The 25,136-nt window shown below is 37.0% G+C and carries 30 protein-coding genes and 1 pseudogene; 23 read left to right on the forward strand and 8 right to left on the reverse strand.

Annotated features, from left to right (window positions below):
• The first annotated feature begins 774 nt into the window (after positions 1–774).
• Positions 775–1,722 (forward strand): CAP domain-containing protein, encoded by a 948-nt coding sequence (locus U8D43_RS07110; protein ID WP_335870483.1) that lies wholly within the window; start codon positions 775–777, stop codon positions 1,720–1,722.
• A 247-nt stretch (positions 1,723–1,969) separates the two neighbouring features.
• On the opposite strand, the gene U8D43_RS07115 is transcribed toward U8D43_RS07110, so the two are convergent.
• Positions 1,970–2,458, reverse strand: coding sequence for a PaaI family thioesterase (locus U8D43_RS07115; RefSeq protein WP_335870484.1), 489 nt, complete (start codon positions 2,456–2,458; stop codon positions 1,970–1,972).
• A gap of 269 nt (positions 2,459–2,727) precedes the next feature.
• Between U8D43_RS07115 and U8D43_RS07120 the strand changes: the two genes are divergently transcribed.
• From U8D43_RS07120 to U8D43_RS07135, 4 genes are all read left to right on the forward strand, one after another.
• Positions 2,728–3,138 (forward strand): YlbD family protein, encoded by a 411-nt coding sequence (locus U8D43_RS07120; RefSeq protein ID WP_335870485.1) that lies wholly within the window; start codon positions 2,728–2,730, stop codon positions 3,136–3,138.
• 302 nt (positions 3,139–3,440) lie between these two features.
• Positions 3,441–3,683 (forward strand): YlbE-like family protein, encoded by a 243-nt coding sequence (locus U8D43_RS07125; RefSeq protein ID WP_335870486.1) that lies wholly within the window; start codon positions 3,441–3,443, stop codon positions 3,681–3,683.
• A gap of 76 nt (positions 3,684–3,759) precedes the next feature.
• Positions 3,760–4,143, forward strand: coding sequence for a membrane lipoprotein lipid attachment site-containing protein (locus tag U8D43_RS07130; protein WP_335870487.1), 384 nt, complete (start codon positions 3,760–3,762; stop codon positions 4,141–4,143).
• A 70-nt stretch (positions 4,144–4,213) separates the two neighbouring features.
• Positions 4,214–4,657 carry a YlbF/YmcA family competence regulator gene (locus U8D43_RS07135; protein ID WP_335870488.1) on the forward strand — a complete coding sequence of 148 codons (444 nt, stop codon included), beginning with the start codon at positions 4,214–4,216 and terminating at the stop codon, positions 4,655–4,657.
• 76 nt (positions 4,658–4,733) lie between these two features.
• Here U8D43_RS07135 and U8D43_RS07140 read toward each other — a convergent pair whose 3' ends face one another.
• The gene (locus tag U8D43_RS07140; protein WP_335870489.1) at positions 4,734–5,045 is read right to left on the reverse strand and encodes a hypothetical protein; all 312 of its coding nucleotides are present in this window, start codon (positions 5,043–5,045) and stop codon (positions 4,734–4,736) included.
• Between the two features lie 89 nt (positions 5,046–5,134).
• Between U8D43_RS07140 and U8D43_RS07145 the strand changes: the two genes are divergently transcribed.
• Entirely contained in the window at positions 5,135–5,410 is a 276-nt protein-coding gene (locus U8D43_RS07145) for a YlbG family protein (RefSeq protein WP_335870490.1), read from the forward strand.
• A 33-nt stretch (positions 5,411–5,443) separates the two neighbouring features.
• On the opposite strand, the gene U8D43_RS07150 is transcribed toward U8D43_RS07145, so the two are convergent.
• The gene (locus U8D43_RS07150) at positions 5,444–5,833 is read right to left on the reverse strand and encodes a DUF7147 family protein (protein ID WP_335870491.1); all 390 of its coding nucleotides are present in this window, start codon (positions 5,831–5,833) and stop codon (positions 5,444–5,446) included.
• A gap of 105 nt (positions 5,834–5,938) precedes the next feature.
• Here U8D43_RS07150 and U8D43_RS07155 point away from each other — a divergent pair, with 105 nt between their 5' ends.
• The 4 genes from U8D43_RS07155 to coaD all read left to right on the forward strand — a co-directional run bounded on the left by U8D43_RS07155 (position 5,939) and on the right by coaD (position 7,592).
• On the forward strand, positions 5,939–6,247 hold the full coding sequence (locus tag U8D43_RS07155; RefSeq protein ID WP_335870492.1) for a hypothetical protein: 309 nt from the start codon (positions 5,939–5,941) through the stop codon (positions 6,245–6,247).
• Between the two features lie 109 nt (positions 6,248–6,356).
• The gene (locus U8D43_RS07160; protein WP_335870493.1) at positions 6,357–6,479 is read left to right on the forward strand and encodes a hypothetical protein; all 123 of its coding nucleotides are present in this window, start codon (positions 6,357–6,359) and stop codon (positions 6,477–6,479) included.
• A 57-nt stretch (positions 6,480–6,536) separates the two neighbouring features.
• A complete protein-coding gene (gene rsmD / locus U8D43_RS07165; RefSeq protein ID WP_335870494.1) occupies positions 6,537–7,094 on the forward strand; it encodes a 16S rRNA (guanine(966)-N(2))-methyltransferase RsmD in 558 nt (185 codons plus the stop codon).
• Between the two features lie 18 nt (positions 7,095–7,112).
• Positions 7,113–7,592, forward strand: coding sequence for a pantetheine-phosphate adenylyltransferase (coaD, locus tag U8D43_RS07170; protein ID WP_335870495.1), 480 nt, complete (start codon positions 7,113–7,115; stop codon positions 7,590–7,592).
• Between the two features lie 321 nt (positions 7,593–7,913).
• On the opposite strand, the pseudogene U8D43_RS07175 reads toward coaD, so the two are convergent.
• The 3 genes and pseudogenes from U8D43_RS07175 to spoVV all read right to left on the reverse strand — a co-directional run.
• Positions 7,914–8,414, reverse strand: a pseudogene (locus U8D43_RS07175) (potassium transporter TrkG); the annotation flags it as partial.
• A 130-nt stretch (positions 8,415–8,544) separates the two neighbouring features.
• Positions 8,545–9,069, reverse strand: coding sequence for a potassium transporter TrkG (locus tag U8D43_RS07180; protein ID WP_335870497.1), 525 nt, complete (start codon positions 9,067–9,069; stop codon positions 8,545–8,547).
• A 930-nt stretch (positions 9,070–9,999) separates the two neighbouring features.
• Positions 10,000–11,211, reverse strand: coding sequence for a dipicolinic acid transporter SpoVV (gene spoVV / locus U8D43_RS07185; RefSeq protein WP_335870498.1), 1,212 nt, complete (start codon positions 11,209–11,211; stop codon positions 10,000–10,002).
• A 304-nt stretch (positions 11,212–11,515) separates the two neighbouring features.
• Between spoVV and U8D43_RS07190 the strand changes: the two genes are divergently transcribed.
• Together U8D43_RS07190 and U8D43_RS07195 are read left to right on the forward strand one after the other, a co-directional pair.
• A complete protein-coding gene (locus tag U8D43_RS07190) occupies positions 11,516–12,295 on the forward strand; it encodes a patatin-like phospholipase family protein (RefSeq protein WP_335870499.1) in 780 nt (259 codons plus the stop codon).
• A gap of 5 nt (positions 12,296–12,300) precedes the next feature.
• The gene (locus tag U8D43_RS07195; RefSeq protein ID WP_335870500.1) at positions 12,301–13,368 is read left to right on the forward strand and encodes a SepM family pheromone-processing serine protease; all 1,068 of its coding nucleotides are present in this window, start codon (positions 12,301–12,303) and stop codon (positions 13,366–13,368) included.
• Between the two features lie 54 nt (positions 13,369–13,422).
• Here U8D43_RS07195 and U8D43_RS07200 read toward each other — a convergent pair whose 3' ends face one another.
• Positions 13,423–14,649 carry a nucleotidyltransferase gene (locus U8D43_RS07200; RefSeq protein ID WP_335870501.1) on the reverse strand — a complete coding sequence of 409 codons (1,227 nt, stop codon included), beginning with the start codon at positions 14,647–14,649 and terminating at the stop codon, positions 13,423–13,425.
• Positions 14,650–14,788: 139 nt separating this feature from the next.
• Here U8D43_RS07200 and U8D43_RS07205 point away from each other — a divergent pair, with 139 nt between their 5' ends.
• From U8D43_RS07205 to U8D43_RS07225, 5 genes are all read left to right on the forward strand, one after another.
• Positions 14,789–15,331: a YceD family protein gene (locus U8D43_RS07205; protein ID WP_335870502.1), complete on the forward strand. Its 543-nt coding sequence runs from the start codon at positions 14,789–14,791 to the stop codon at positions 15,329–15,331.
• 65 nt (positions 15,332–15,396) lie between these two features.
• Positions 15,397–15,570: a 50S ribosomal protein L32 gene (gene rpmF, locus U8D43_RS07210; protein WP_335870503.1), complete on the forward strand. Its 174-nt coding sequence runs from the start codon at positions 15,397–15,399 to the stop codon at positions 15,568–15,570.
• A gap of 246 nt (positions 15,571–15,816) precedes the next feature.
• Positions 15,817–16,431 carry an enoyl-CoA hydratase/isomerase family protein gene (locus U8D43_RS07215; RefSeq protein WP_335870504.1) on the forward strand — a complete coding sequence of 205 codons (615 nt, stop codon included), beginning with the start codon at positions 15,817–15,819 and terminating at the stop codon, positions 16,429–16,431.
• 6 nt (positions 16,432–16,437) lie between these two features.
• On the forward strand, positions 16,438–16,560 hold the full coding sequence (locus tag U8D43_RS07220) for a hypothetical protein (RefSeq protein ID WP_335870505.1): 123 nt from the start codon (positions 16,438–16,440) through the stop codon (positions 16,558–16,560).
• Positions 16,561–16,631: 71 nt separating this feature from the next.
• Entirely contained in the window at positions 16,632–17,246 is a 615-nt protein-coding gene (locus U8D43_RS07225) for an RsfA family transcriptional regulator (RefSeq protein ID WP_335870506.1), read from the forward strand.
• A gap of 353 nt (positions 17,247–17,599) precedes the next feature.
• On the opposite strand, the gene U8D43_RS07230 is transcribed toward U8D43_RS07225, so the two are convergent.
• Positions 17,600–18,070 (reverse strand): N-acetyltransferase, encoded by a 471-nt coding sequence (locus U8D43_RS07230; protein ID WP_335870507.1) that lies wholly within the window; start codon positions 18,068–18,070, stop codon positions 17,600–17,602.
• A 177-nt stretch (positions 18,071–18,247) separates the two neighbouring features.
• On the opposite strand from U8D43_RS07230, the gene U8D43_RS07235 reads away from it, so the two are divergent.
• From U8D43_RS07235 to bshC, 6 genes are all read left to right on the forward strand, one after another.
• On the forward strand, positions 18,248–19,588 hold the full coding sequence (locus tag U8D43_RS07235) for an acetyl-CoA carboxylase biotin carboxylase subunit (RefSeq protein ID WP_335870508.1): 1,341 nt from the start codon (positions 18,248–18,250) through the stop codon (positions 19,586–19,588).
• A 15-nt stretch (positions 19,589–19,603) separates the two neighbouring features.
• Positions 19,604–19,819 carry a biotin/lipoyl-containing protein gene (locus U8D43_RS07240; protein ID WP_335870509.1) on the forward strand — a complete coding sequence of 72 codons (216 nt, stop codon included), beginning with the start codon at positions 19,604–19,606 and terminating at the stop codon, positions 19,817–19,819.
• A 216-nt stretch (positions 19,820–20,035) separates the two neighbouring features.
• The gene (locus U8D43_RS07245) at positions 20,036–21,553 is read left to right on the forward strand and encodes an acyl-CoA carboxylase subunit beta (RefSeq protein ID WP_335870564.1); all 1,518 of its coding nucleotides are present in this window, start codon (positions 20,036–20,038) and stop codon (positions 21,551–21,553) included.
• Positions 21,554–21,753: 200 nt separating this feature from the next.
• Entirely contained in the window at positions 21,754–22,662 is a 909-nt protein-coding gene (locus U8D43_RS07250) for a 2-dehydropantoate 2-reductase (RefSeq protein WP_335870510.1), read from the forward strand.
• Positions 22,659–23,045: a DUF3397 domain-containing protein gene (locus U8D43_RS07255; protein ID WP_335870511.1), complete on the forward strand. Its 387-nt coding sequence runs from the start codon at positions 22,659–22,661 to the stop codon at positions 23,043–23,045. The genes U8D43_RS07250 and U8D43_RS07255 overlap by 4 nt, the downstream gene beginning before the upstream one ends.
• Before the next feature lie 81 nt (positions 23,046–23,126).
• The gene (gene bshC, locus U8D43_RS07260) at positions 23,127–24,746 is read left to right on the forward strand and encodes a bacillithiol biosynthesis cysteine-adding enzyme BshC (protein ID WP_335870512.1); all 1,620 of its coding nucleotides are present in this window, start codon (positions 23,127–23,129) and stop codon (positions 24,744–24,746) included.
• The last annotated feature ends 390 nt before the right edge of the window (positions 24,747–25,136 follow it).

The following is a 25,136-nucleotide window of genomic DNA, read 5'->3' on the forward strand; positions in this document are numbered from 1 at the left end:
TATAAAATCATCACTACTAATAATAGTGTATAATTCTCTATCTTGCAATGGTGAATCGTTTCAAGACGAGCAAGAGTATGAAAAAGATAATGATAAACTTGATAGGTATAATGTTAAAAAGGCTCAATCTAACTATTAAAATTCATTCGTGGTTGGAGTATGAACAACACATTAAGAAGTATGAAGGATTATAGAGAAAAATGTCGAATAATAAAATAGTGGATATAGAAAGGCCGATTCGATAGACATTTAACCATAGAAGCTCTAAGATGTCCTGAATTTCGTTTTAGTTATTTTGGGATAATGATAGGAATGGTAATTGCCATAGTTGTTGTTTGATTTAGACCTATCCGTATCTATTCACCTAAAAAAGTGAATGTTATAATATTATATAAGTTCATGACTTTTTGATGAAAGTTAATGTACTTGGATATTCCAATATAACGTTTACGTCCGCAGTGATTGTTAACAAAGGCACTTTTTGTATACATTGTCGCTGTTCCACTTGCTTTTTGATTGATTCCTCCATTTCTCTGCTGATATTCATCAGAACAGACGAAAAGGTCCGTCACAAATCAGGTAAATATTAACCTTGTTTAATTAACCACCCTTGGAGAAAATAAGGAATTCCACGAATGGATATTTCATTAATAATGAAAGGAGTGAGTTCCGTTTAAAAGATTTATTAGAATTTTATTTGCACTAATAGTAATTATTTTAATTAGTATTTATTTAAATATTCAATCCAATAATGATGCAGTAATTCTAGATCCGTTGTTAACAATACCGAAAGAAGATAGTACTTTAGAAATTGACAAACAAAGACCAGAAGAATTAAGACCCCAAAAAGGTATTTCTACTTTTATTGGAAAAGATATTTCTACTTTTACGAAGCAATACGGTGAGCCAGTACGAAGGGATCGTTCTGCATATGGTTATCAGTGGTGGGTGTATAGCGAGGATCCTTATCAATATAAGATGGTCGGAGTCGAAGAAGACAAAATTGTCACAATTTATGCCCTTGGCCCAGAAGTAGATGTTGCTCCTTTTACTTTAGGGCAAAATCTTGAGGACATATATCGTTTTACAATTATTGAGACCGAGATTTTTCTAGAAGGGAAAGAGGGCTCTTATCGTTTTGATTTATCAGAAGAAGATTTAACGACAAGATTATTAATTGATTTCGGAGAAGTTTTTGCTCAAGTTTATGTAGATAAATTGAGTGGAACCCTAACTAGTGTCCGATACATGGATAAAGAAACGCTAATTAATCTACGTCCTTATGAAATGGTTTATCGGGGGAGTTTAGTTGAAACAACACTTGAGGTTGATGAGTGGGGGATGGTTGAATTAGGAAATGAAAAGCAAATTTATGAAATTACAAATATTGTACGCTCTCTTTATGATGTCTCATATGTCCAATGGGATGAAGTGGCTGCAAGTGTAGCTAAACAACATAGTCAAGATATGTTTCAAGAGGAGTATTTTGATCATATCTCTCCGACGTTTGGGAGCCTTGGAGATCGGTTGAAAGCAGGAGAGGTTGAATTTCAATCTGCTGGAGAAAATATTGCAAAACTTTACATGGATGGGGCAGATGCAGTACAAGGCTGGTTAAACTCACAGGGGCATCGTGAGGCATTACTAGAAGAAGATTTCACCCATTTAGGAGTTGGAGTATATAGAAAGTACTACACGCAAAATTTTATTCAAAAGGAATGATGAAATCTAACCAATCCTGATTGGAGTCGAGTTATCATCTTTCTTCGGCTCATTTCCTTTACACAGAGTCAATTTCATCTGATTTTTGATTGAACCCTCTATTTCTCTTTTGATTTCCATCAAAAGTAGAGGAAAAGCTACCCCGAATCAAAGCTGTATCATTGGTTACAGACTGGTATGAAAAGCAACAAACCTATTAAAAACGCTTGGATATATCCAAGCGTTTTTAATATATATTAGTGAAGAATTATTTTCTCTTTTTTAGAATAAAAAAAGAAGCAGTACTATGTGCTATGACTTTATCTTCGTCATTCAACACCTTCCCTTCAACCATCATTGTGTTTTTCCCTTGATGAATGACGTGAGCTTTTGCTCTCAGAGATCCATATTTTCCTGGAGATAAATAATGAATTTGTAGACTAGAAGTAACAGCACCATAGTCTTTAGGAAGAAACTGATTGGCTAATGTTCCCATGGCTGAATCGACTAAGGTGGCTGTAATTCCCCCATGAACGATACCTAAAGAATTATGGGTTAAAGCTGTAATTGGTATAGATACCTCACAGCTTGTTTCATCAAGGCTAGCGTTCATTTGTAAAAGCCCACCGATATACGTAACATTTTTTTGTCTCTTTTTATTCAAAAATCCTTCCAATAGAAGGGATAGAGCTTTCTGTTCTTCATTATTCGCATCTTTCAAACAATCTTCAAATTGTGAGTGTAATTTATTCTCCATATTTCCTCCAATATACATTTCGACATCATCCTACATTATCATATCAGAGATTTTAACATGTTGCTAAGACCAAACCTATCTGTTTAATACACACTATTGTGTAAGGATAATAAAAAATTCTGAAGAGGATAAGATTTCATCCTCACTCGTTTAATGTCCCTGGAAAACTTGGATGCATAAACGGATCGAGATGAGGTTACTGGGCACCATTTATCTTCATTGTCATATGCTAAAGTAATGATAATTTATAGAGTAAGGAGGCAGAGATGATGGGAAAAAAAGAATTGCATCCCTCTGTTTTGGAGTTCAAAAAATTTGTGCAAAATCATCCCTCTCTTGCAAAAGAGGTTCACAGTGGTCGATCTACTTGGCAGGAGCTATTTGAAGATTGGTATTTATTCGGGGAAGAAGACCCAAAATGGGATCCTTTTAAGAAGGAGGGGAGTAGCGAGAACCAAGCTAAAGAAAAAAATGAAAATAAGGGATTGATGGATCAGCTTTCTGGAATACTTCAAAAAATGGAACCCGATCAAATTCAAAATCATATCTCCAATTTAAGTCAGGCATTAGGTGCGATTCAGGGCGTTTTGACTCAATTTTCATCGTCAAACTCTTCGTCTACACAGGTAAAAACAGAGCCAAAATCTCGTCCCAATCCTTTTTCCTTTAACAAAGATTGATCACGTATAAAAAACAGACGCTTTTGGATACCGTAGATCGTCTAGTGCAATTGGAGAGGGATAGGGTTGTTTCAGCATCCTTTCAAAAATGATCCCCTGGAATCTGTGGATGAGAAATTCCACCCTTTTAGCTGATAAGAAGTGCCTCTTGTTTTTTTGCACGATAGTAATCCTCTTTTCTTTGGCGAGAGATGACTCCATTGAATAAAAACTCTAGGCGCTGGAATGAATACCTTCAGCTAGGGATTATATCTGTATGTGCCAAGTTCTCGAAAAAAAGTCAGATAGTAAGAGGTGATTAGATGAGAAAAGATGTCCTCGAGGTTATATATTCTAGTGGAGACTTAAAAAACTACTTAAGGGAACAACCAAATTGGTATCGTAAACTGACAAGAAACCCTGAAGAAATAAATCTATTTCAAGTATCTGCCATCCAGTATTATAAAAAAACGATCCCCCATCAAGTTGAAAAATTTTCGAATGGTGTCCAAATGGCTTCGATGATGATGGGGATGTTTCAAGCAATGAATACGCCAGGAGAGTAAACGTTACTTCTTAGCGATTTTTTTGGAGAGTATTTTATCTATATTTTGCACACCATAGAAAGAAGGAGTGGTGCAATTGAAGAAAATATTCTTCATATTTATTCTATTAGTCCTCACAGGTTGTCAACAAAGGGTTCCTGAACCAGAATCAGTTGCTGCACAAACGGTAATAAATCGCAATGTACAGAATGATAGGGCAAACTTTCAAGTTTCACATATTGTACAACAAAATAATGTTTATATTGAATGTAGGTTAAAAAATATTTCCTTCTCTGGACAGAAAGGAAAACAGGCAGGGAAAATTATTGTTAATGTAAATGGAAAACGAACTGGTGAGTACCGTACTGCGGCGTTCGTGGTGAAAAATTTACCGAAAGGGAACCATTTCTTGAAGCTAAATGTCCTATCACTTGATGATAAATTGCTGGCACAAAAGCAGTTTTTTGTCTGGGTTCCCTGATGAGTACTCTAGAAAAATTCGCTAATCTATTGAAAACATGCTAAAATATGTGGCATGGAGGTGAGCACCTTTGCTTGCTACATTAGAAAGAGTAGAAATTCTACAATCATCAGAAGCGTTAGCAGAAATGATTTTGCAATCAGCAGAAGCGGATTCCTTTCGTGCATGTTATTATAGACTAAATAATACAACTTCTAGCCAAAGAAGGATTCGTAAATTTACTGAATTGAAGGAATTATATGAAGAAGTTCAGCGTTTTGGTCGCTACCATCCAGATTATCAGCGTGTTATGAAAGAGATTAGAGAAGTAAAACGTGAGATGGACCTTGACGAACATGTAGCGAACTTCCGAAAAGCTGAAAACGACCTTCAACATTTATTGGATGAGGTAAGTTTGCTAATCGGTCGTTCTGTTTCTGAACATATAAAAGTACCAACAGGCAACCCTTTTTTCCAAACTTCTTCTTGTGGAGGAGGATGTGGAACTGGAGGAGGATGCAGTTGTTCTGCTTAAGAGAAGAGCTATCTTCTCTTTTTTTTCTTCTCTATTCTTTTGGAGAAAAGAATAGGTTGTAAGTGGATAAAAATAACTATCTTAAACGAATACAATCATCGCATAAATTACCACAACAAAACATTTTTTCTTGTGGTACGTAAAAACGGTGACGATATACATAGAGTTCTATCTTTTTCCGGACGAAAATCGTGTCGCAATGTAAACGAAATCCTTTCATAGTCCGCCCCGCACATCTTTTAATCCCTCTTTCTAATTTCGCTTGTTCAAGCTCCGTTTTGATATAGAGAAAGGGGATACCTGCAGCTTTTTTCCAGTAAACTTCTTCAATAGATTCTAGATTTTTGAGATGAAGGATAAACGCTTCCCATATTGGTTCTAAATCCATGAGTTTCATTCCTTTCAGTTAGTTGCAGTTTAGTATAAAGCTATGCTAGACTAAATGAAAAATAGACAGTTCGGTAAGGGGTTAAGGTCATGTTGACTGAAAGACAAGGAATCGTTGTTTGGTTATATAATTTAAAACATGCCAAAACGCTGAGAAGATTTGGTCATGTTCATTATGTATCTAAAAAATTAAAGTATGTAGTCATTTATTGTGATCGGGAAAGCGTAGAAAGTGTGATGGATAAACTTTCACATTATTCCTATGTAAAAAAAGTAGAACCATCTTTCAAACCGTATATTAATACAGAATATGAAAATTCCAAGCCAGATAAAGCAAAGGAATATGATTATAAAATAGGACTGTAAGAAAAAGGAGAGGTTGCCCTCCCCTTTTTTACTTTATTTTAATGGAGATAAGTAATGATTAAGTCGTAAAATTCCGATTAGATATTGATAGAATAACTCTGTCTCAGCAAACTGAGTAGACGACTTAACTTCTAATTCGATAATGTGTTTACCGATCTCTTGTGATAATTCTTCAAATAATTGAAATCGTTTATTTTGTAACTCATGAGGACTTGGAATGCCTTCACGACATGTATATAGTGGCTGGAATTCACCTTCAATCGTGGGCTTTAAGATGGTCACTAACGAACATACCGCCCGGTTATTTACGATGGTATGAAGTGCAAGTAAGTGCTGAACGCGGTGTTGATTGGCTTTTGTTAATTCAATTAACTCATATATATCTGAATAACCTTCTCCTAACTCAATAAAACGTTGAATCAATGATGTTCTCTCCTCTATCCATTCTTTTTTGCAATGCTAATGATTAATACTTTATCATTCCCTACATAAAATGAGAAGTAAGATCATTGAAAGGTTGTGGTAAAAATGGTTTGGGTTTTTCTTTTTCTTTTACTGGCCCTAGGAATTGGTTATGTATGGCCACTTTCAACAGTTTCCGTACAACAAACTCATATTCCACATTCTTTTCTTTTTACATCAATATTGTCCACTCTTGCCATTCACGGTATCCTTTCTTACGTCCAAGAGGAAGACCTAGAGGAAGCAACTGTGGCATCGTTAGAAAACCTTCTTGTTGAGAAAGAAAAAAATTTCACACAACAAGAATGGCGGGACCTGGTTTTTGATCATTGTTCAATAAATCAATTTGTTGATGATGTCGAATTGGATCTCTAAGACCAAAGTGAGTAAACATTAAAAAACCCTGCAGAAAATTCTGCAGGGTCCTTCCATTTCCTTTTCAGGACAGAAGGCAAAGGGAGAGGAGAAACCGGAGGAAGAACTTATGGGGAAACGTAAGTCTTCTCCGCGGTTGGCAACAACATCAGTTTGGATGTTGTTACTGTTAGTATGGCCTTTTGAACCGTATTTATACGTAAAGTTTTTGATTTTAGAGAACCGTGGCTAAAATTAATTATATATGGTAGGATATATAAGAAATCTGATAGGTTGTGGTGAAGAATGAATGAGAGTAATAGCTGGAACATGTAAAGGAAGGCCATTAAAGAGCGTACCAGGCATAAGTACTAGGCCGACCACTGATAAAGTAAAAGAATCAATTTTTAATATGATTGGCCCTTATTTTTCTGGTGGAACAGCTTTAGATTTATTTGCTGGAAGTGGTGGTCTTGGAATTGAAGCACTTAGTCGTGGAGTAAATCAGGCTATTTTTGTCGATCGTGAACCGAGAGCTATCACGACGATTAAATCGAATGTAAGCCTCTGCTCCTATGAAAATCAAAGTGAAATCTATCGCAATGATGCAACAAGAGCATTAAAGGCGATTCTAAAACGAGAAATAACGTTTGACTACATATTTTTAGATCCACCCTATAAAAAACAGAAGCTTGAGGAACTCCTTGCTTTTATCGATCATCATAAATTGTTAAATGAAAACGGTTACGTTGTGTGTGAGCATAGCAATGAAGTCAGTTTACAGGAGCAAATAGAAAGACTTGAGCTAAGTCGTTTTGAAAACTATGGACTTATTTCTGTCTCGATATATAGAATTCAAGCAGAGTAGTTGGGAGGAAGCGGAAAAATGGGGAGCATTGCAGTATGTCCAGGAAGCTTTGATCCTGTGACATTGGGGCATTTAGATATTATTTCTCGGGGAGCAAAAGTGTTCGAGAAGGTTTATGTCGTTGTTTTAAATAATTCATCGAAAAACCCTTTGTTTACCGTAGAACAAAGAATGGAACTTATACGAAAGGTAACGAAAGACCTTCCAAATGTTATAGTTGATTCTTTTCAAGGTCTATTAATCGATTATGCCAAGAGCGTTCAAGCTAATGCCATTATTCGGGGGTTGCGAGCGGTCTCTGACTTTGAATATGAGATGCAAATTACTTCGATGAATCGGGTCTTAAATGATGAAATCGAAACCTTTTTCATCATGACAAATAATCAATATTCCTTCTTAAGTTCTTCTATTGTAAAAGAAGTGGCCAAGTATAAAGGTGATATTTCCGTGCTAGTTCCAGAGCCAGTAGAAGCAGCTTTAATCGAAAAATTCAAATAGAGAGGAAGGAGTCTAAACTCCTTCCTCTCTATTTGTTTAAAAAGCTACTGAATCTAGAAGTCTTTTCCACTAGTAAGATTTAACCTCAATCGGCAAGAAGAGATAATTTTTATTATGGTCAAAGGCTGTTAATTTTGGCCATCGACACCCACCAGTCATCTCCACAAAACTGTTGGGCTTAATCCCAGGTCTGTTTAAAGAGAGAGTCATCAGTCCGAAAACAAAAAATGTTATTTAAACAGCAATTTAGCCCTTTTTTAGCCAATAATCACATTTTCTTTAGGAAAGCGATAGAACCTTTTGTAGGTTCGCCACGAAGTATCAACAAAAATGAAAAGATTCCAATCCTTCCGACAAACATAAAAAAATGATAACAAGTTTACCTAAGACAGATAAATAGGGGGTTATCCCTAAGGATAAGCCTGTCGTTCCAAAATCAGAAAACACTTCAAAGGTAATTGCTAAGATGAAGAAAGGTTCGATTGCAACTAATATAAGAATCGAAATAATACAAATAAAAATTGCAGTATTAACGATAATAAAGGATTTAAAGGCATCTTCATTATCGATTTCTCGATCGAATACTTTTATTCTATCTTTGCCTCTTGCAAACTGAAAAATACTTAGGATCACAACGGCAAATGTTGTTGTTCGAGTTCCACCTCCAACAGAACTAGGTGAAGCCCCAATAAACATCAATATGCAGAGAAAGAGAAGTGTTGCAGGAGAAAGTAAACTAATATCCATGGTTGCGAGCCCTCCATTTCTTGCGGTGATGGATTGGAACAATGCATAGAAAAATGTCTCTTGCCACGTTTTACCTTCAAAAAATAAGGTTGTTTTCGCAAAATTTGTTGCTTTTCGAATCAGGTTACAATCTATGATATAGCTTAGTTTCGGGCATCATTTCGTCTGTTTTTGATGAAAATGAACAGTGGGATGGATCATATAGTCAAAAATCAGATGAAATAACCACAATGTATACGAAAAGAGCAAAAAATAAAGAGTATTCAAGCAAATAGATTCCAAGTCCTCCGAGAACAACTAATAAATAGAATGTTGCGGTCGTTAACTTTTCATAAAGTGAGAAGCGATAAGGAATCTTCTCTTTGTGAAAAAGATATTCTTTTGTTGCAATAAGAATTGAAAAACCTATCGCTCCTAGAATAAGCAATAGGATATTGATGAATTGTACAAAGTAATCATGTGCATACGGAACTAGAGAAGATCCAGTAATATCAAATCCGGCATTGGTTGTTGCACTTATAGAAGCGAATAGACCTTGTAAAAAGGCTTCCTGCCATGATGAATAATATTGAAGAAAATAATCACCTAAGACCACTCCGCCAAATAATCCAATGGAAACGAATAGAAGTAAAATCCATCGAATTAATTTTACAAGTCCAGATAAATCGGATCGGTTTTGGTCTGTCATAATGAGTTGACGTTCTTTTAAGCCACTCTTTTTTCCAAACAATAATCAAACCAATGTCCCAAGAGTCATGATGCCGGTTCCTCCAAATTGAAGAATAATCAGTAGGAACACAATTCCAACGAAACTAAATGTGTCCTCTGTAGGAACGACGGTAAGTCCTGTCACGCTAAATGGCACTCACACTGGTGAAGAGTGCATCAATGAAACTCCAGGATGCAGCTGGTTTGCGGGTAATTAGAAGACTTGTAAAGTCATTGAAACAATAATGGCCAACAAATAAATAAAAACGATCATTTGAACTGTAGGTATTCTAGAAATATTTTTCTTTTTCACTGACAAAAATGACATGGTTATTCCTCCGCTTTAGCTTTATTTATGCAAATGAATTTTTCTCCAAGGCTGTTTTGGCAAAGATTTTGACTTTTCTTATAAGAATGAATCCTTTGACTTGTATGACTTCGTGCTCTTTTCCTAATGAATAACCCTCCATTTTAAGATAAACAGTAAGAAAGGAATCGAAAAAACCTTATTGCCTGTTTTTTCTTGTGCCGATAGCAACAAAGTTTACGAAAAGAGCCTACTCCAAATAGCTTATTGAGAAAGTATCCAATTTGCTCTGATTGAAATCTATAAAAAAAATCAGAAAAATTATCGTAGTCCTATTGTTTTCGTAAGGTTGTTTTCGCAAAGGTTATTGCTTTTCGAATCGTTAATTATCTAGGATATTGCTTTGTTTTGGGAATCATTTCGTCTGTTTTTGATTGAAATCAACAGAAAAATGGAGGATTGAGTCAAAAATAAGGTGAAGTATCGACAATATATGAGAAAAGAGTAAAATAAAAGAGGCGGGAGTTTTTATCATGCTAAATTCAAGAGCCCCATTCCAAAGAAAATAGCAGGAAGACTGATCGATAAGGTAGAATTTCATATTCGAAGAACAAAGAACTTTGCTAAAATCAATATCGTAAAGGGCTAGCCCTTCTTTAGAAAGTTACGATAATAGTATAGAAAAACATATCCTATCAAGAAAATAATGGTTACTAGGGGTCCAATAGTAAGAAATGTATCCATCAATGCGGGAATGTTGAAAGTCGTATTTTTAAACACTGGGATAATTAGAGGGGAGTCTATTCCAAAATAATGTTGATAGACTGGTTTCCACAGAATCCATGAGATGATGGCGGCAAAGAATCCATGAAGAATACGAGCAATGAAAAAGGGTTTAAAACGAATGTCTGTTTGAGCCAAAATACTGGCAACTTGAGCTTGGACACTAAATCCACTGAAAGCAAGCAGGAAACTGACAATTGTAACCTGATACATTAATGCCACGGAAGTTTTGCTTGTTAATTGACTGCCTAATGTAATTTCAAATAAACCAGAGATAAAGGGAGCACTCAATGCACTTGGAAGCTGAAAAAGAGAGAAAATATACGTAATAAAAATGGCCAGAATCGTTGTTATTTGAATGTGAAGTAATATAGCATTGAGCACTGAAAATAGGATGATAAATCCACCAATCATTAACAAGGTTTGAATGGAGGACATAACCGCATCTCCTAAAAGCTTTCCGAATGGACGCTGATCATTTAATCGTGTCTGATGGAGAGTGAGAATGGCACTCCTTATGGAAAGGGTTTGTTTGGCATAGCGAATTTGCCGGTCTTCCTTAGCTCCATAGAATCGCATAACCACACCGACAAATATATTACCTATGTAATGAGATAAGGCTAAAATGACGCCAATATGGACATTGTTAAAAAAACCAACGGATACGGCACTAAATATGAACAATGGGTTAGACGAATTGGTAAACGATACTAGGCGTTCAGCCTCTATTTGAGAAATCTGCCGTTCCTGGCGGAGGCGAGCGGTTAATTTTGCCCCTGAGGGAAAACCGGAGGCCATCCCCATTGCCCAAACAAATCCACCAGCTCCAGGTACTCGAAAGATAGGTCTCATCAATGGTTCCAAAAGTACTCCGATAAAGCGAACTACTCCAAAACCAATTAGGAGTTCAGAAACAATGAAAAAGGGTAACAAAGACGGGAACACAATTCTCCACCACATGTCTAATCCTCTAAGGGAAGCATTAAATGCTACTACTGGAAATGCAATGAGAGATACGGCTAAACCAGTTGCCGATATCGCAAGAAAGAGCGTTTTTGCTAAAGACCTATTCAAAAGGAGTGCCTCCTCTACATATTCGTTGTGGATTAGGAAAACAATGATAAAATAAAACTAATAAGTGATATTTTTAGCAGGATAGGGATTGCTTTCCTGCTGATGGTAATTGAATCAATCAGCTCAGACTAGCACTTGAATTCCTGTTTCATCATATTATTTAAGTATAGAAAGACTTATTGGAAATGTGCATAGATCTAAAAATAATGGGGGATACTTGTCCCCATATTATTCAATATACTCATATCCAACTGAAATAGACCATAAGATGAAGTGGGTAAGTGCAAATAGGGGAGTGATAAACATGACTAGGCCCCAAATCGGGCTTGCATTAGGATCAGGTGGAGCAAGGGGATTTGCTCATTTAGGGGTACTCAAGGTACTTAAGGATCATCATATCCCAATTGACTACATTGCCGGAAGTAGCATGGGGGCATTGGTAGGTGCTTTTTATGCAACAGGTCATCAGATGGAAGATCTATATAAGCTCTCTACTGCGTTCAAACGAAAATATTTTCTTGATTTTACGGTCCCAAAAATGGGCTTTATCTCTGGGAAACGTATAAAAGAATTCATTCATTTATTTACTCATCAGAAAAATCTTGAAGATCTATCGATCCCGGTTTCGGTAGTGGCAACAGACTTAACACACGGAAAGAAAGTGATTTTTACTGAAGGTTCAATTGCTGAAGCAGTGCGTGCAAGTATTTCTATTCCCGGAATTTTTGTTCCAGAAAAAAAGGATGGCAGGATACTGGTAGATGGTGGTGTGATCGACCGGGTGCCGGTATCTGTTGTAAAAGAAATGGGTGCGGATATTGTGATTGCAGTGGATGTATCTCATGTGAATAAGGAAGCAGAGTTGAATAATATTTATGATATTATTATGCAAAGCATAGATATACTTCAACTTGAAATTTTAGAAAATCGGGTCATCCATTCGGATGTAATGATACGTCCTCATGTGGAGATGTTCAGTTCCAAAGCATTTACCAACATAGAAGAAATGATTGAGGTTGGGGAACAAGAAGCAAAGAAGCACATCCCTCAAATTCAAACTTTAATTGCAGCATGGAAGGGGTGAAAAAAATGTCAAAAAAGAATTGGAATCGAGTCATTATCGTTGGATTGGTCTTTTTCGTCTTTTTATCTTTCTATCAGTTGCCTTTTTATATTACTAAACCGGGTGGTGCTCATGAATTAAGCGAGATTGTTGAAGTAACAGAAGGATTTGAAGAGAAAGGAAGCTTTTACATAACGACGGTTCGAATGGGGAAAGCAAATGTGTATTCGTACCTTGCTGCGAAAGTCATTCCTTATCAAAAAATTTATGAAGAAGAAGATATTAGAAGACCAGAAGAATCGGATGAAGCTTATTCGACGAGACAATTATACTATATGGAAAATTCAACCCTAAACGCCGTAGTGACAGCTTTTGAGGCTGCTAATAAACCTTATGAGGTTTTGTATCAAGGTGTTTATGTATTAAATGTATTACCAGATTTTAACGTATCAAAAGTGCTGAGACCGGGCGACCGAATTACAGAAATTGAAAATCAAGCTTTTTCATCTTCCCAAGAATTAATTCAGTTTGTCAAGAGCAAAAAAGCTGGAGACACTATTAAAGTAACCTTTACTCGAGAGGAAGATTCCTACGAAGAAATTGTGACATTGCAAAGCTTACCAGATGGAAGTGTAGGGATGGGTATTGAATTGGTTGATGATAAAAACCTTACATCTACACCCGAAGTGATGTGGAACACAAATTCGATTGGCGGTCCATCGGCAGGACTATTGTTTAGTTTAGAAATATATAATCAACTTGTTCCTTCTGATATTACCAAAGGGTATGAAATAGCGGGAACAGGTACAATATCCCAAGACGGTGTTGTTGGGAGAATTGGTGGAATTGAACAGAAAATCGTGGCAGCAGATGAAGCAGGAGCGGATATTTTTTTAGCGCCTAATGATGTATTATCTACTGAGGTACAAGAGAAGTACCCAGATCTAGAATCCAATTATGATGCTGCTGTAAAGACGGCTAAAGAGATAGACACTAATATGAAAATAATACCCATTAAAACGTTTCAAGAGGCGTTAGAATTTTTAAAAACTTTAGAAGATAAAAAAGAGTATTCTAGAAAAAGGGAACATTAATCAACTTGTTCGTTAATTGATTTATCCCCCTTCCTGAACAGGAAGGGGATTTTTTTAGAGACGTTCTTTAAGGTAAATAGGAGGTTGAGAAAAATCTTTTAAAATCATTTGTTTCTGAACTTGAGCTTGATGGTAACCAAGTGCATACAATTTAGATGCACGAATATCTAAGGAGGCATCTACCGCTTTCACAGATGAAAGTTTACTAATCAGTGGTAGAGCCAAGCTCTTTTTGACAGAGTTCAAATACTTTCTGCCATTCTCAGACATGCCGAGTAGTCGAATGTAAGAGGGGGTTTGATTTGTTTTCCTTATTTCTTCTTTTGTTGCGTTCATCAGCGTATGAAGAAAAATGCGTTGAAGGCGGGTCCATGTATAGCGTTTCGTTTTTACCTTCTCCATTAAATGGTGAAAATTATTTGCCGTAGTGACTTCTCTTAGGATTCGATGCTCAATCCCTTCTTCCATTTCATAAATGTATGAAAGCTCTTGGGCGTTTGTAGTCAAAAGTTTATACTGAAGTAAAGGCCAAAATTCTTCCCAGCTTAGTAGTTGATTGTAGTTTCTGAGGTAACGGTTGAGCTCTTCTTTTGTTTCTATCGGAACAAAATTTTCAACAGAATCTATAGAAAAAGAATTTTCTTTTAATGCTTTTCGAATTGATGTGGCTGAAGCAATTTTAGAAGAATTGAATTCTTCATCATGATACCCAGCCTTCGTTCGCTGAATGGTTAAAGGTTCAATGTTTGCGCCAATCTTTCGCTTCGCTTCAATATAATGATACCCTAAAATATTATTAGGTTGGGAAAGATCGACAGCTCTTTCATGCAAATTCAATGAATGAAATGCAGCCGATAGAGCAGAAGGGTAGCTCATACCCTTCGATACATTTGTTGCAATATGATCGTCATATTTTGACCGCTGTAGTTGAATTTGCTCAGCGGTATAGATAAAGGACTCTAAATTACCAGATTCACTTCCAAAACAGAAACTTTCGCACTTCATAGCTTCTAAAATGGAGATTGCTCCAAAGGCAAAAGTCTCGGCCTTTTGCGTAGCAAACGCATAAGGCAACTCTATGACAATGTCGACTCCTGCTTTTAAGGCCATATTTGTTCTTGACCATTTTCCGACTAATGCCGGTTCTCCTCTTTGGAGAAAATTCCCACTCATAACTGCAATTACGATATCTGCGTTTGAGCTTTGTTTAGCGGATTGTAAGTGATGTAAATGTCCATTGTGAAATGGATTATACTCGACAACTACGCCAGTTGCTTTCAAAAAAATCACTTCCTTTAAAATATTTGACAAACCCTAATAATTACACGTTATAATTTCTATACTAGTGTTGTAAAGAGTGTAAAGAAAAAATATTGACAAAGTGTATTTAGAAAGCTATAATTACCTTTGTTGCCTTGAGGTGAGTATATTGAAGTGGTCAACAATTCAACTACAAAAGTTTCGCGACAAGGGCTTACATCTTAATGATGAAGTAGTAGTGGAAGAGGTAAAGGATATACAACCAGATATTCGTAGTATATCACCAATCCTTGTAACTGGAAGAGCGGATATTAGCTCAGAAAAAGTTACCTTTCATTTACACTTAACCGGTAAGATGATATTACCTTGTTCTCGTACATTAGAAGATGTTCAATTTCCAATTGATATCTCAACGAATGAAACCTTTTTACTTCGACCATCTGATTATGTTGGATCGGATGAAGAAGAAGTGCATATGATTCAAGGAGATTTGATCGATTTAAAACCGGTCATTCAAGAGCTTATTGTCCTTGAGGTTCCTATGCAAGTGTTCAGCGATAAAGCGTTAGAAAAGGATTTACCTTCAGGGAAGGATTGGGATCTAGTGATTGATGAAAATCAACAATATGCTCCTGATTCAGAACAGAAAAAAGTAGATCCCCGTCTGGCAGACTTAGCGAAATTTTTTGATAAAGACTCTTAATTAGCGAAGAACCAGCAAGAACTGGCCTTCATAACAACACGAATCTCTTTAAGGAGGTGGGAAGAATGGCTGTACCTTTCAGAAGAACATCCAAAACTGTTAAACGAAAGCGTCGTACACATTTCAAATTGCATGTACCAGGTATGGTAGAATGCCCAAACTGCGGTGAAATGAAGCTTGCTCACCGAGTGTGCAAAGAGTGCGGAACGTATAAAGGAAAAGACGTTGTAAGTAAATAATGTCTGAAAAAACCGTAAAGAGACCATGGCTCTTTGCGGTTTTTTTTCTTTGTTAAAATAACAAAAAATTTAAAATAATTCATGTGTTTAACGCCAATAGTTCTGCGCCTGCTTAAATAAATCGATTTTTGGATTTATTCTCCTGATTCAAAAGTAGAAAAAAACTATTGAAAGGGCAATTTGTTTATAAGGAGTAAGCAGGGTAGTGGGTTAAGGTTCGTAAACATTTCGAAAGAGGGAATAAGTATGGGAGAGTATGTAATCGAAACAGACAAGGGAATTTTGCAATTTACAATTAATCGCGAGAAAAAAAGAAATGCGATAAATTATGAAGTCATGAGGGGACTAGAGCAAGTTTTAGACAAGGCAAAGAATCCATCTATAAAAGCACTTGTAATTAAAGGGTCTGGAACGAAAGCTTTTTGTTCAGGTGGAGATTTGTCTGCGTTTCATCAGCTATATTCCAAGGAAGATGCTTTTGGAATGTTATCAAAGATGGGGAAAATACTTTATTCATTAGCGACGCTTTCAAAACCGACTTTTTGCTACATAAACGGGCTAGCAGTCGGTGGAGGGGCGGAAATTGCCACTGCTTGTGACGTCGTAGCTATACATGAAAATGGAAAAGTTGGATTTGTGCAAGGAACCTTAGGTATCACAACAGGGTGGGGGGGAGGAACACTCTTATTTCAAAAACTACAACAAGAGAAAGCGATGGAGATGCTACTATCTTCTACCTTATACGAGCCTAGTGACCTAAAGAAGATGGGCTTTGTCCAACAAATAGTAGAGTCTGAAAACGAGGCACTGGAATATTTTTCAGTTTTTTTGCATCATTCTGCCCAAGTCTTGGAGGCATAAAAAAAAATGAAGAATGGAAATAGAGAAGACCCATTCGGGAGAATGATGAAAGAAATTGATCGTTGCTCCGTTCTCTGGTCTAGTGACGAACATCATGAAGCGGTTGTGAAATTTATGAATAAAAAATAAATTCCTTCGTCTATCTACTCTAGTAGCTGCATATTTATAAGATATGAAGCAGAGAGAAGGAGTGATAGACATTGTCATCCACTAGACAAGACGCCTGGAGCCAAGATGAGGACTTGTTATTAGCTGAAGTGGTATTGCGTCATATTCGCGAAGGAGGAACTCAACTCCAAGCATTCGAAGAAGTTGGTCAGAAACTATCCAGAACAGGAGCAGCTTGTGGATTTCGTTGGAATTCTTTTATTCGAAAACAATACCGCTCTGGGATTGAGTTGGCAAAAAAGCAAAGAAAAGAGCAAAAAATGAAGGGAATTCCTTTGTCTGGTGTTCAAGAAACACAAGACAAGGAAAGTAGTCAGCCTATTAAGAGCACTAGTTTTCCTTCGCTCGGCGAAATTACTTCGTACTTAAACTATCTTGAAAGTACAAAGGATCGAGAACAACAACTTGCAAAGGAAAAAGCACTTTTAGAAGAACAGGTGCAGTCATTAACAGATGAGTACACACTTTTACAAAAAGACTATCAACAAGCGAAGCATGAATTGAGTATGTTAAAAGAAGACCACCTCTCTCTCCTATCTTTCTTAGAAAAAGCGAGGAAAATGGCCATTCACTCCGAAGAAGAAAGTGAAAAAGTGAAATTCCAAATGGATAAAAACGGAAATTTGCAACGGTTATCCAAAAAATAACTACACCTGAGGGGTTCTAGGGTGTAGTTACCTGTTTATACAATATGATTCTCTATCCTTTCGTTCATGAAAAACAATGAATACTGTACCTAGAATCCTGTTTCGTTAAGAACGGGATTTTTTTGTTGTGAGAGAAAACGGTGTGTCTAATCGAAAGGCCGTTTTTGCAACAGAATATCCCATTAAAATTATAGGTGTCAGTGAGTCTTTTTGTGTTTTTTATGGCAACTACCGAAGAAATAAGGGATCCCCTCGAAAATAAATGAAATATCAATAATGGAAACGAAAAGAGCCTACCATAAAGAATAGCTAATTCGCCCTGAAGTCTCTTTGAATTTTTGGAAGGAAGTAAATTAAAGCTCTGATACACCTTTGGGGTCCCAAACGATAGGGTTCTCTCCTCGATCTCGTTCTAAATCATAGGAAATTGTTTTGAATCCCATATGCTCCCAAAAAGCTTTCGATTGATTGCGAGAATTTGTTTTAATGGGCAATTTATAGGATTTTGCAAAATCAACAAGTTCTTTTCCGTAGCCTTTTCCTTGATAGAGTGGAAGGACTTCTAATTTCCATAACTCCAGAAAATTTTGTGGAGGATCGAAGTATTGATCAAATCGCTCATTTCTTTGGTATAAGCTCATTCTTGCGATTAGAGTATCTCCAAAATAGATTCCATAGAAGGGAGATTCACTATCATTTTCGATGATGTTCTCTTGTAAGTCATCAAGCATGGAAAGTTCTTGTAACCCATATTCTTTAAATTTTTTAAATTCTTCTAAAGTTTTATAATTAATTTTTAATTTTTCAACATGCACTTGGGTCATTGTTTTTCCTCCATTCTTCTACCAAACTTTCCTATTTCTCTTTTATTATAGTACAAATAAACAAAAAATTCTGCAATATTTTCGGAAAGCGTTTACAATAAAAGAAGGAATTTTGATTTAAAGGAAGAAAAGTTATAGAGGGGTAGATTTTTTGAAAGATAAAAAGGAGGATGTACCTTGCGAAAAGTGTTAGTTGCCAATCGAGGAGAAATAGCTTCAAGAATTATCTCAACCTGTAAAGAAATGGGTATGGAAACAGTAGCGGTGTATTCTGATGCCGATAAAGACCTTCCGTTTGTAGGGCAAGCAGATAAGGCATACCGAATTGGAGAAGCTCCTGTCAATAAGTCTTATCTGAATATGGAAGAGATATTAAGAATAGCGATAGAAGAAAAGGTGTGGGGCATTCATCCTGGATATGGCTTGCTATCTGAGAATGCGCTTTTTGCCCAAAAAGCAGCAGAACTTGGTATTGTATTCATTGGTCCTCATTTTAAAACGCTCGAAAAGATGGGTGATAAAATACAATCTCGTAAAGCGATGAATGAGGCTGGTGTACCTGTTGTACCTGGAAGTGAAGAGGGGATATCTTCTCTTGCAGAAGCGAAAGGGTTTGCTGAAACAATCGGTTACCCTGTCATGTTGAAAGCTAGTGGAGGCGGTGGGGGAATTGGGATGATTCGCTGCGAGAATGAACAAACGCTCACTCAAAATTTCCAGTCCACTAAAACAAGAGCCAAAGCTTATTTTGGAAACGAAGAAGTTTTCATTGAGAAGTGTATTGAAAATGGGCGTCATATTGAGGTGCAAATTTTTGCAGACCAGCACGGTAATGTCGTTCACCTGTTTGAGCGGAACTGTTCCATTCAACGTCGAAACCAAAAGGTGATTGAAGAATCTCCCTCACCATGTCTTTCCGCTACTACTAGAGAAAAAATGTTCGATGCTGCGGTTAAAGCAGCTCATGCTGTTGATTATCTCAATGCAGGAACGATTGAATTTCTAGTAGATGAAGCAGAGAATTTCTACTTTTTAGAAATGAACACAAGACTACAGGTTGAACACCCAGTGACGGAAATGATTACAGGGCTGAATCTAGTGAAATGGCAGTTGCTCGTGGCAATGAATGAACCTTTGCCTCAACCGTCTCAGCAAGCCATTATGGAACAAGGTCATGCGATGGAATTTCGCGTCTACGCGGAAGATCCTCGAACTTTCATGCCTTCTCCTGGGAAGATTGTCAATATCAAATGGGGGGAAATGGATGGTATAAGGATCGATGCGGGGTATCGATCAGGCAACACAGTCACCCCTTTCTATGACCCGCTTGTAGCCAAATGCATCGTCTTTGCAAATACAAGAGAAGGCTGTTTAGACAAGGCTAAAGAGTTTTTTAGAAGCACAAGTATAGAAGGTATTAAAACGAATTTGCCTCTTTTTCAGGAAGTGTTACAAGAAGAAGCGTTCACTGATGGGAACTATACAACGAGTTGGTTAATGAGTCATAAAAATCAATAATTGGAGGAAATAAACATGAAAGAAATTACAGCAACGATGGCAGGAACAGTCTTAGAAGTGAATGTGACGAGTGGAGAAGAAGTTTCATTTGGTCAAGAAGTCTTAAAAATAGAATCCATGAAAATGGAGATTCCTATTGAGTCGACTTTGGGTGGAAAAGTGGAGGAAATTAAAGTTAATATTGGGGATTTTGTAAATGAAGGGGACGTTTTATTTTTAATTAAAAGCTAAGGCTCTTTTCGCATACTTTGTTGCTGCCGTATACAAAAAGGATGGAAACACTCTTTTCATTCCTCATTTCGGGTTGAAAATGATGCGAAAAGATGCCCGAAGTCAATCTTCAACACCAATTGAGGGATAATTCGAAAAGCCACAATCTTTGTGAAAACAGCCAAAGCTAAAGAGAACAAAGGGGGAATTTAGGTGACAACTTCTAAGTTGGAAGAAATGACTTTGAATGAAAAAAGAGAGCAAGTAAAAGCAGGAGGACACCCGAAATATCATGAAAAACTAAAAGAACAAAACAAACTCTTTGTGCGGGATCGTCTTTCACTTTTATTCGATGGTGGGGAATACGAAGAAGATGGTATATTGGCTAATTTTAAAGAATCAGATCTTCCAGCTGACGGTGTGGTAACCGCAATAGGCGAAGTAAAGGGCCAAACCGTTTGTGTGATGGCAAATGACTCCACGGTAAAAGCGGGATCTTGGGGATCTAGAACGGTTGAGAAAATTATTCGGATTCAAGAAACCGCTCTAAAATTGAAAGTACCGATGTATTATTTGGTGGATTCAGCAGGGGCACGAATTACCGACCAGCTTGAAATGTTTCCTAACAGGCGTGGAGCCGGTAGAATCTTTCATAATCAAGTCAAGCTCTCAGGAATGGTGCCTCAAATCTGTTTGTTATTTGGACCATCAGCTGCTGGTGGTGCCTATATTCCAGCTTTTTGTGATATTGTCATCATGGTTGAGGGGAATGCCTCGATGTATTTAGGGTCCCCACGTATGGCAGAAAAAGTTATCGGTGAAAAGGTAACCTTAGAGGAAATGGGCGGAGCACGGATGCATTGCTCGATAAGTGGTTGCGGTGATATGCTTGTTTCATCTGAAGAAGAAGGGATTTCGGCGGCCAGAAAATATTTAACATACTTTCCGGCTAATTTTCATGAACGAGCTTCTGAAGTGGATAGTGTCTCTCCAAAAGAAGGGAAGCATCTTGAAAACATTATTCCTAAACATCAAAATGCCCCTTTTGACATGTATGAGTGTATTGATACAATAATTGATGAAGGAAGCTTTTTTGAAATCAAAAAACTTTTTGCGCCTGAAATGATAACAGGGCTAGCTAGATTGAATGGAAAGGTTGTTGGAATTGTTGCAAATCAGCCTAAAATGAAAGGTGGCGTCCTCTTCGTGGATTCTGCCGATAAGGCGGCCAAATTTATAACCTTATGTGACGCTTTCCATATTCCGCTTCTCTTTTTAGCAGATGTACCAGGGTTTATGATTGGTACTAAGGTAGAACGAGCTGGTATTATTCGTCATGGTGCTAAACTTGTTGCTGCCATGAGTTCAGCAACGGTTCCGAAAATTTCGGTTGTCGTTCGAAAAGCGTATGGAGCAGGCTTGTATGCAATGGCAGGTCCGGCTTTTGAACCTGATTGCTGTATTGCATTGCCGTCGGCTCAAATCGCAGTAATGGGACCAGAGGCTGCGGTTAATGCGGTGTATTCAAATAAAATTGAAGCGATCGAAGACCCAAAAGAAAAAGTACAATTTGTTCAGGAAAAGCAAAAGGAATACCAAGAGCACATTGATGTTTATAAATTAGCATCCGAATTAATCATCGATGACATTGTTGAACCGAATGAGTTAAGAAGTGTTCTTAGTCGCCGCTTTGCATTATATTCGACAAAAGAAGTGGTATTTAGTGAGCGGAAACACCCTGTTTATCCTGTCTAATTAAAGCCTCAACGTATGATATGAACTTTCATATCATGCGTTTTTTTATTTATGCACAAGACAAAGAAAGCTAAATATGTCTATAATTAGAGTATTAAGAATAATTAAGAATCAATCAGGTCAAGTTTTTAGTAAGATTAATTGAATGAACGTCATGGGTTCGTTACATTACCTATAGATTATAAAAAAGGAAGAGAATGATGTTGAAAATTGCCATTGTTGGTTCTGGAGCGATTGGAATGCTCTATGCCGCGTATTTACAAGAAAGACATTCAGTTACCCTCTTTACCCGCAGACAAAATCAAGCTAAGCAATTGAATGAAAAAGGACTGACACTTACGGTTTCAGATACCTCTAGAAAAGTAAGGATTACAGCTATGCCGTTTTCTACAATGCTTCAACAAAATGACTTTGAGGTGGTGTTTATTACTGTAAAACAGTATCAACTCGATCAAATTCTCCCTACTCTTCACGACTTAGCTCCTGAGACGACGTTAATTTTTTTGCAAAATGGAATGAATCATTTGCAGAATTTGAGCAACCTTCCAGCTCGAAGTATTTTTGTTGGGACTGTGAGTCATGGAGCAACACGTCTTGATGATACGTCTGTATCTCATAGAGGGGAAGGGAAGACGAGCCTTTCCGTCTTTAAAGGAGAGAAGGACCCCGTTTATTCGTCCATAAATCTTTTTGAGAAGGAGTTCCCTTTTGAGTATGCGTCAAATTACAACACTCTTCTACTCGAGAAACTGGTTATCAATTCGGTAATCAATCCATTGACAGCGCTTTTTAAAGTCTCTAACGGTGAGTTAGTTGAGAATCCGCATTTTTTTTCAATTGCTCAGGATTTATATAGGGAACTTGAGGTAGTGTTTGGGGATTTATCAGATCTATGTTCAATGGAGAAAATTGTTACTGTGTGTCAAAATACGTATCACAATCGTTCTTCCATGTTGGCAGATCTTGAGAACGGAAGGCAAACAGAAATCGATGCAATTCTTGGATTTGTTCTTCTACAAGCAGAAAAGAATAAGAGCACTCTTCACCTCATTCCGCTATTAGTGAAAAGTATTCAAGGAGAGGAGTTAAAGAGGGGGAAGCGAATATGACACTTATTTTTTCATCTGTTGGTGGTTTTTTGGTTACGATGCCCTTTTTGGTGTATTTTTTTGTCTTTATTATTATGAAACAATCCACTAAGAACCACCGAAAAGCTGTTAATGTTGCGATTGATACATCAACAGTGTTTTTGTTCTTTTCTGTTCATTTTATCATTTTGACTATTTGGGAGCGTTCTTATATATGGTTGCTTGTGCTGATGATGCTAGTGATGGCAACCTTGTTCGTTTTGATGTATTGGAAAGTGAAAAAAGAAATAATATTTCCTAAATTATTTAAGGGATTATGGAGAGTGAGTTTTTTGTTGTTAAGCTTAGCATATGTTTTTTTGCTTTTATACGGGGTAGTGTCTAGAATTCTCATGACCATTTAAGCAAGTTTTTTTCTTTTATTAATAGAGAATGCTATACTGATATTTAGCATTTTAGAAGCAAAGTAAAGGAGTTACAACACTATGGAACTGGAGAAGTTCTCAATTCCGGCAACAAATCGTTTTGCCTCACTATACTTACACCAGGAAAAGCCTGTTACCGATTATTTTCATTATGACCTAAGTCAATCTTCTCTTTATGAACAGAGGGTCAAAGACCTAGAGATGCGGGATTTTCAACGAAGAAAACTAGCAAAATGTATCGAAGATTATATGAACCCCTTTCCTTCGTCAGAAAAAGTGAATGATTCCTTACGGAAATTAAAAACAAATGGAGTTGTTGTGATAGGTGGCCAACAGGCCGGTCTCTTAACTGGTCCACTTTATTCTATACATAAGATTATTTCTATTATTGTGCTTGCCAAACAACAAGAGCAAGCGTTGAATGTACCAGTTATCCCAGTCTTTTGGATTGCTGGTGAGGACCACGATTATCAAGAGATTAATCATGTGTTTGCCTTTGATGAAGGAAAGTCTTTTAAACTGAGTTATCCGGAAAGCAACTTGGAAAAACAGATGGTCTCCTCGTTAGAATTTGATAAAGATAAAATGAGTAATTGGATTCGGTCCGTATTCGAGCACTTCGGCGAAACATTCTACACGAATGATTTATTGAAGTTTATTGAAGTTGCGATTGAATCGACAACTTCAATCGTCGACTTGTTTAGTTATATTGTTATGGAACTTTTTAAAGATGAGGGACTATTGATTATTGATTCTGCAAACCCATCATTACGTGAAATAGAAGCCCCTTTCTTTCGACAATTACTTGAAAAACATTCAGCCATTACGGGCAAACTTCTCCTTCAACAAACCCAAATCCAAGACGATGGATTTCAACCGATGATTGAAGCGTCCAAACAAAGTATGAATTTGTTTGTACAACATAAAGGAGAGCGGCTTTTGCTAGAGATGACTCCAAATGGGGGTGTAGGGAAAAATACTCAGATAAACTGGAGTATGGATCAGTTGCGTTTACTTTTAGAAGAGAGTCCTCATATGTTTAGTAATAATGTTGTTACTCGACCATTAATGCAGGAATGGTTATTTCCGACATTGGCCTTCATAGCAGGACCAGGGGAAATCGCTTATTGGGGAGAATTAAAGAAGAGCTTCGAAGAAATGGACTTAAAGATGCCTCCGATAGTCCCGAGGCAAAACATTACATTTGTAGAGCGGGAGATTCAACAGCTGTTAAGAGAACTTGATAAAGAAGCGGACTTGGTTATTCGTGACGGATTAAAGAAAGACAAAGCTGCGTTCATTGGAAGTATAAAAGATGAAGAGTTACAGACTTACCTTGATCAAACAAAACAATTTCTTGCTCAACAGTATGAGAATATAACCTTGAGAGCTGAAACAATAGAAAAAGGCCTGATTCCGTTAGTTGAAAAGAATCTTGCAATTCATCTTAATCAACTTCATTTTTTAGAGAACAAGATTGAAAAGAGTATTCTATTCAGAGAAAAGGTAGTTCTCGACAAATATGACCGGATTACTGCGGCACTTCTTCCTGAGGATGCGCCACAAGAAAGAGTTTGGAATGTATTTTACTTTCTTAACAAATATGGAGAATCTTTTGTTACAGATTTGTTAGATTTACCTTACACATGGGACGGAACGCATAACTTGATTCATGTTTAATCAAGTTTGAGGGAGATGCCTGCGCATTTTATTCAAAGATTGAATTCGTATAAAATGTTGCTATTGAATTCAATTGTCGATATTCGTACTGTTTTCGTTCGGAAAAAATTCATAGAAATCATTCAAATTAATAGAAGATACCCATCTGTGAAAAGCAAGAATTTTGCGGAAAAAGCGCTAATTAAAGAGGGTGTTCTTTCGTTCTTTTTCCATGTCATCCCGTTATAAACAAGTGAACTAGATCGGTGAAAAGATAAAAACTTATCCACAAGTGGATAAGTTTTTTGTTTTACATAAGGCTGTTTTTGCAAAGATTGTGGCTTTTCGTTTCAGTTAATCATCTGTGATAGCTTTGTTTCGGGCATCATTCACGAAAAGTGGAAGTGGCTG

The sequence above is a fragment of the Bacillus sp. 2205SS5-2 genome (assembly GCF_037024155.1).
Classification (GTDB): domain Bacteria; phylum Bacillota; class Bacilli; order Bacillales; family Bacillaceae_K; genus Bacillus_CI.

Excerpts from the sequence above, each read along its gene's own strand:
- U8D43_RS07115 (WP_335870484.1), bottom strand. The coding sequence starts at position 2,458 with ATGGAGAATAAATTACACTCACAATTTGAAGATTGTTTGAAAGATGCG.
- U8D43_RS07120 (WP_335870485.1), top strand. The coding sequence starts at position 2,728 with ATGGGAAAAAAAGAATTGCATCCCTCTGTTTTGGAGTTCAAAAAATTT.
- U8D43_RS07125 (WP_335870486.1), top strand. The coding sequence starts at position 3,441 with ATGAGAAAAGATGTCCTCGAGGTTATATATTCTAGTGGAGACTTAAAA.
- U8D43_RS07140 (WP_335870489.1), bottom strand. The coding sequence starts at position 5,045 with ATGGATTTAGAACCAATATGGGAAGCGTTTATCCTTCATCTCAAAAAT.
- U8D43_RS07145 (WP_335870490.1), top strand. The coding sequence starts at position 5,135 with ATGTTGACTGAAAGACAAGGAATCGTTGTTTGGTTATATAATTTAAAA.
- U8D43_RS07155 (WP_335870492.1), top strand. The coding sequence starts at position 5,939 with ATGGTTTGGGTTTTTCTTTTTCTTTTACTGGCCCTAGGAATTGGTTAT.
- U8D43_RS07160 (WP_335870493.1), top strand. The coding sequence starts at position 6,357 with ATGGGGAAACGTAAGTCTTCTCCGCGGTTGGCAACAACATCAGTTTGG.
- rsmD (WP_335870494.1), top strand. The coding sequence starts at position 6,537 with ATGAGAGTAATAGCTGGAACATGTAAAGGAAGGCCATTAAAGAGCGTA.
- coaD (WP_335870495.1), top strand. The coding sequence starts at position 7,113 with ATGGGGAGCATTGCAGTATGTCCAGGAAGCTTTGATCCTGTGACATTG.
- U8D43_RS07190 (WP_335870499.1), top strand. The coding sequence starts at position 11,516 with ATGACTAGGCCCCAAATCGGGCTTGCATTAGGATCAGGTGGAGCAAGG.
- U8D43_RS07195 (WP_335870500.1), top strand. The coding sequence starts at position 12,301 with ATGTCAAAAAAGAATTGGAATCGAGTCATTATCGTTGGATTGGTCTTT.
- rpmF (WP_335870503.1), top strand. The coding sequence starts at position 15,397 with ATGGCTGTACCTTTCAGAAGAACATCCAAAACTGTTAAACGAAAGCGT.
- U8D43_RS07215 (WP_335870504.1), top strand. The coding sequence starts at position 15,817 with ATGGGAGAGTATGTAATCGAAACAGACAAGGGAATTTTGCAATTTACA.
- U8D43_RS07220 (WP_335870505.1), top strand. The coding sequence starts at position 16,438 with ATGAAGAATGGAAATAGAGAAGACCCATTCGGGAGAATGATGAAAGAA.
- U8D43_RS07230 (WP_335870507.1), bottom strand. The coding sequence starts at position 18,070 with ATGACCCAAGTGCATGTTGAAAAATTAAAAATTAATTATAAAACTTTA.
- U8D43_RS07240 (WP_335870509.1), top strand. The coding sequence starts at position 19,604 with ATGAAAGAAATTACAGCAACGATGGCAGGAACAGTCTTAGAAGTGAAT.
- U8D43_RS07245 (WP_335870564.1), top strand. The coding sequence starts at position 20,036 with ATGACTTTGAATGAAAAAAGAGAGCAAGTAAAAGCAGGAGGACACCCG.
- U8D43_RS07250 (WP_335870510.1), top strand. The coding sequence starts at position 21,754 with ATGTTGAAAATTGCCATTGTTGGTTCTGGAGCGATTGGAATGCTCTAT.
- U8D43_RS07255 (WP_335870511.1), top strand. The coding sequence starts at position 22,659 with ATGACACTTATTTTTTCATCTGTTGGTGGTTTTTTGGTTACGATGCCC.
- bshC (WP_335870512.1), top strand. The coding sequence starts at position 23,127 with ATGGAACTGGAGAAGTTCTCAATTCCGGCAACAAATCGTTTTGCCTCA.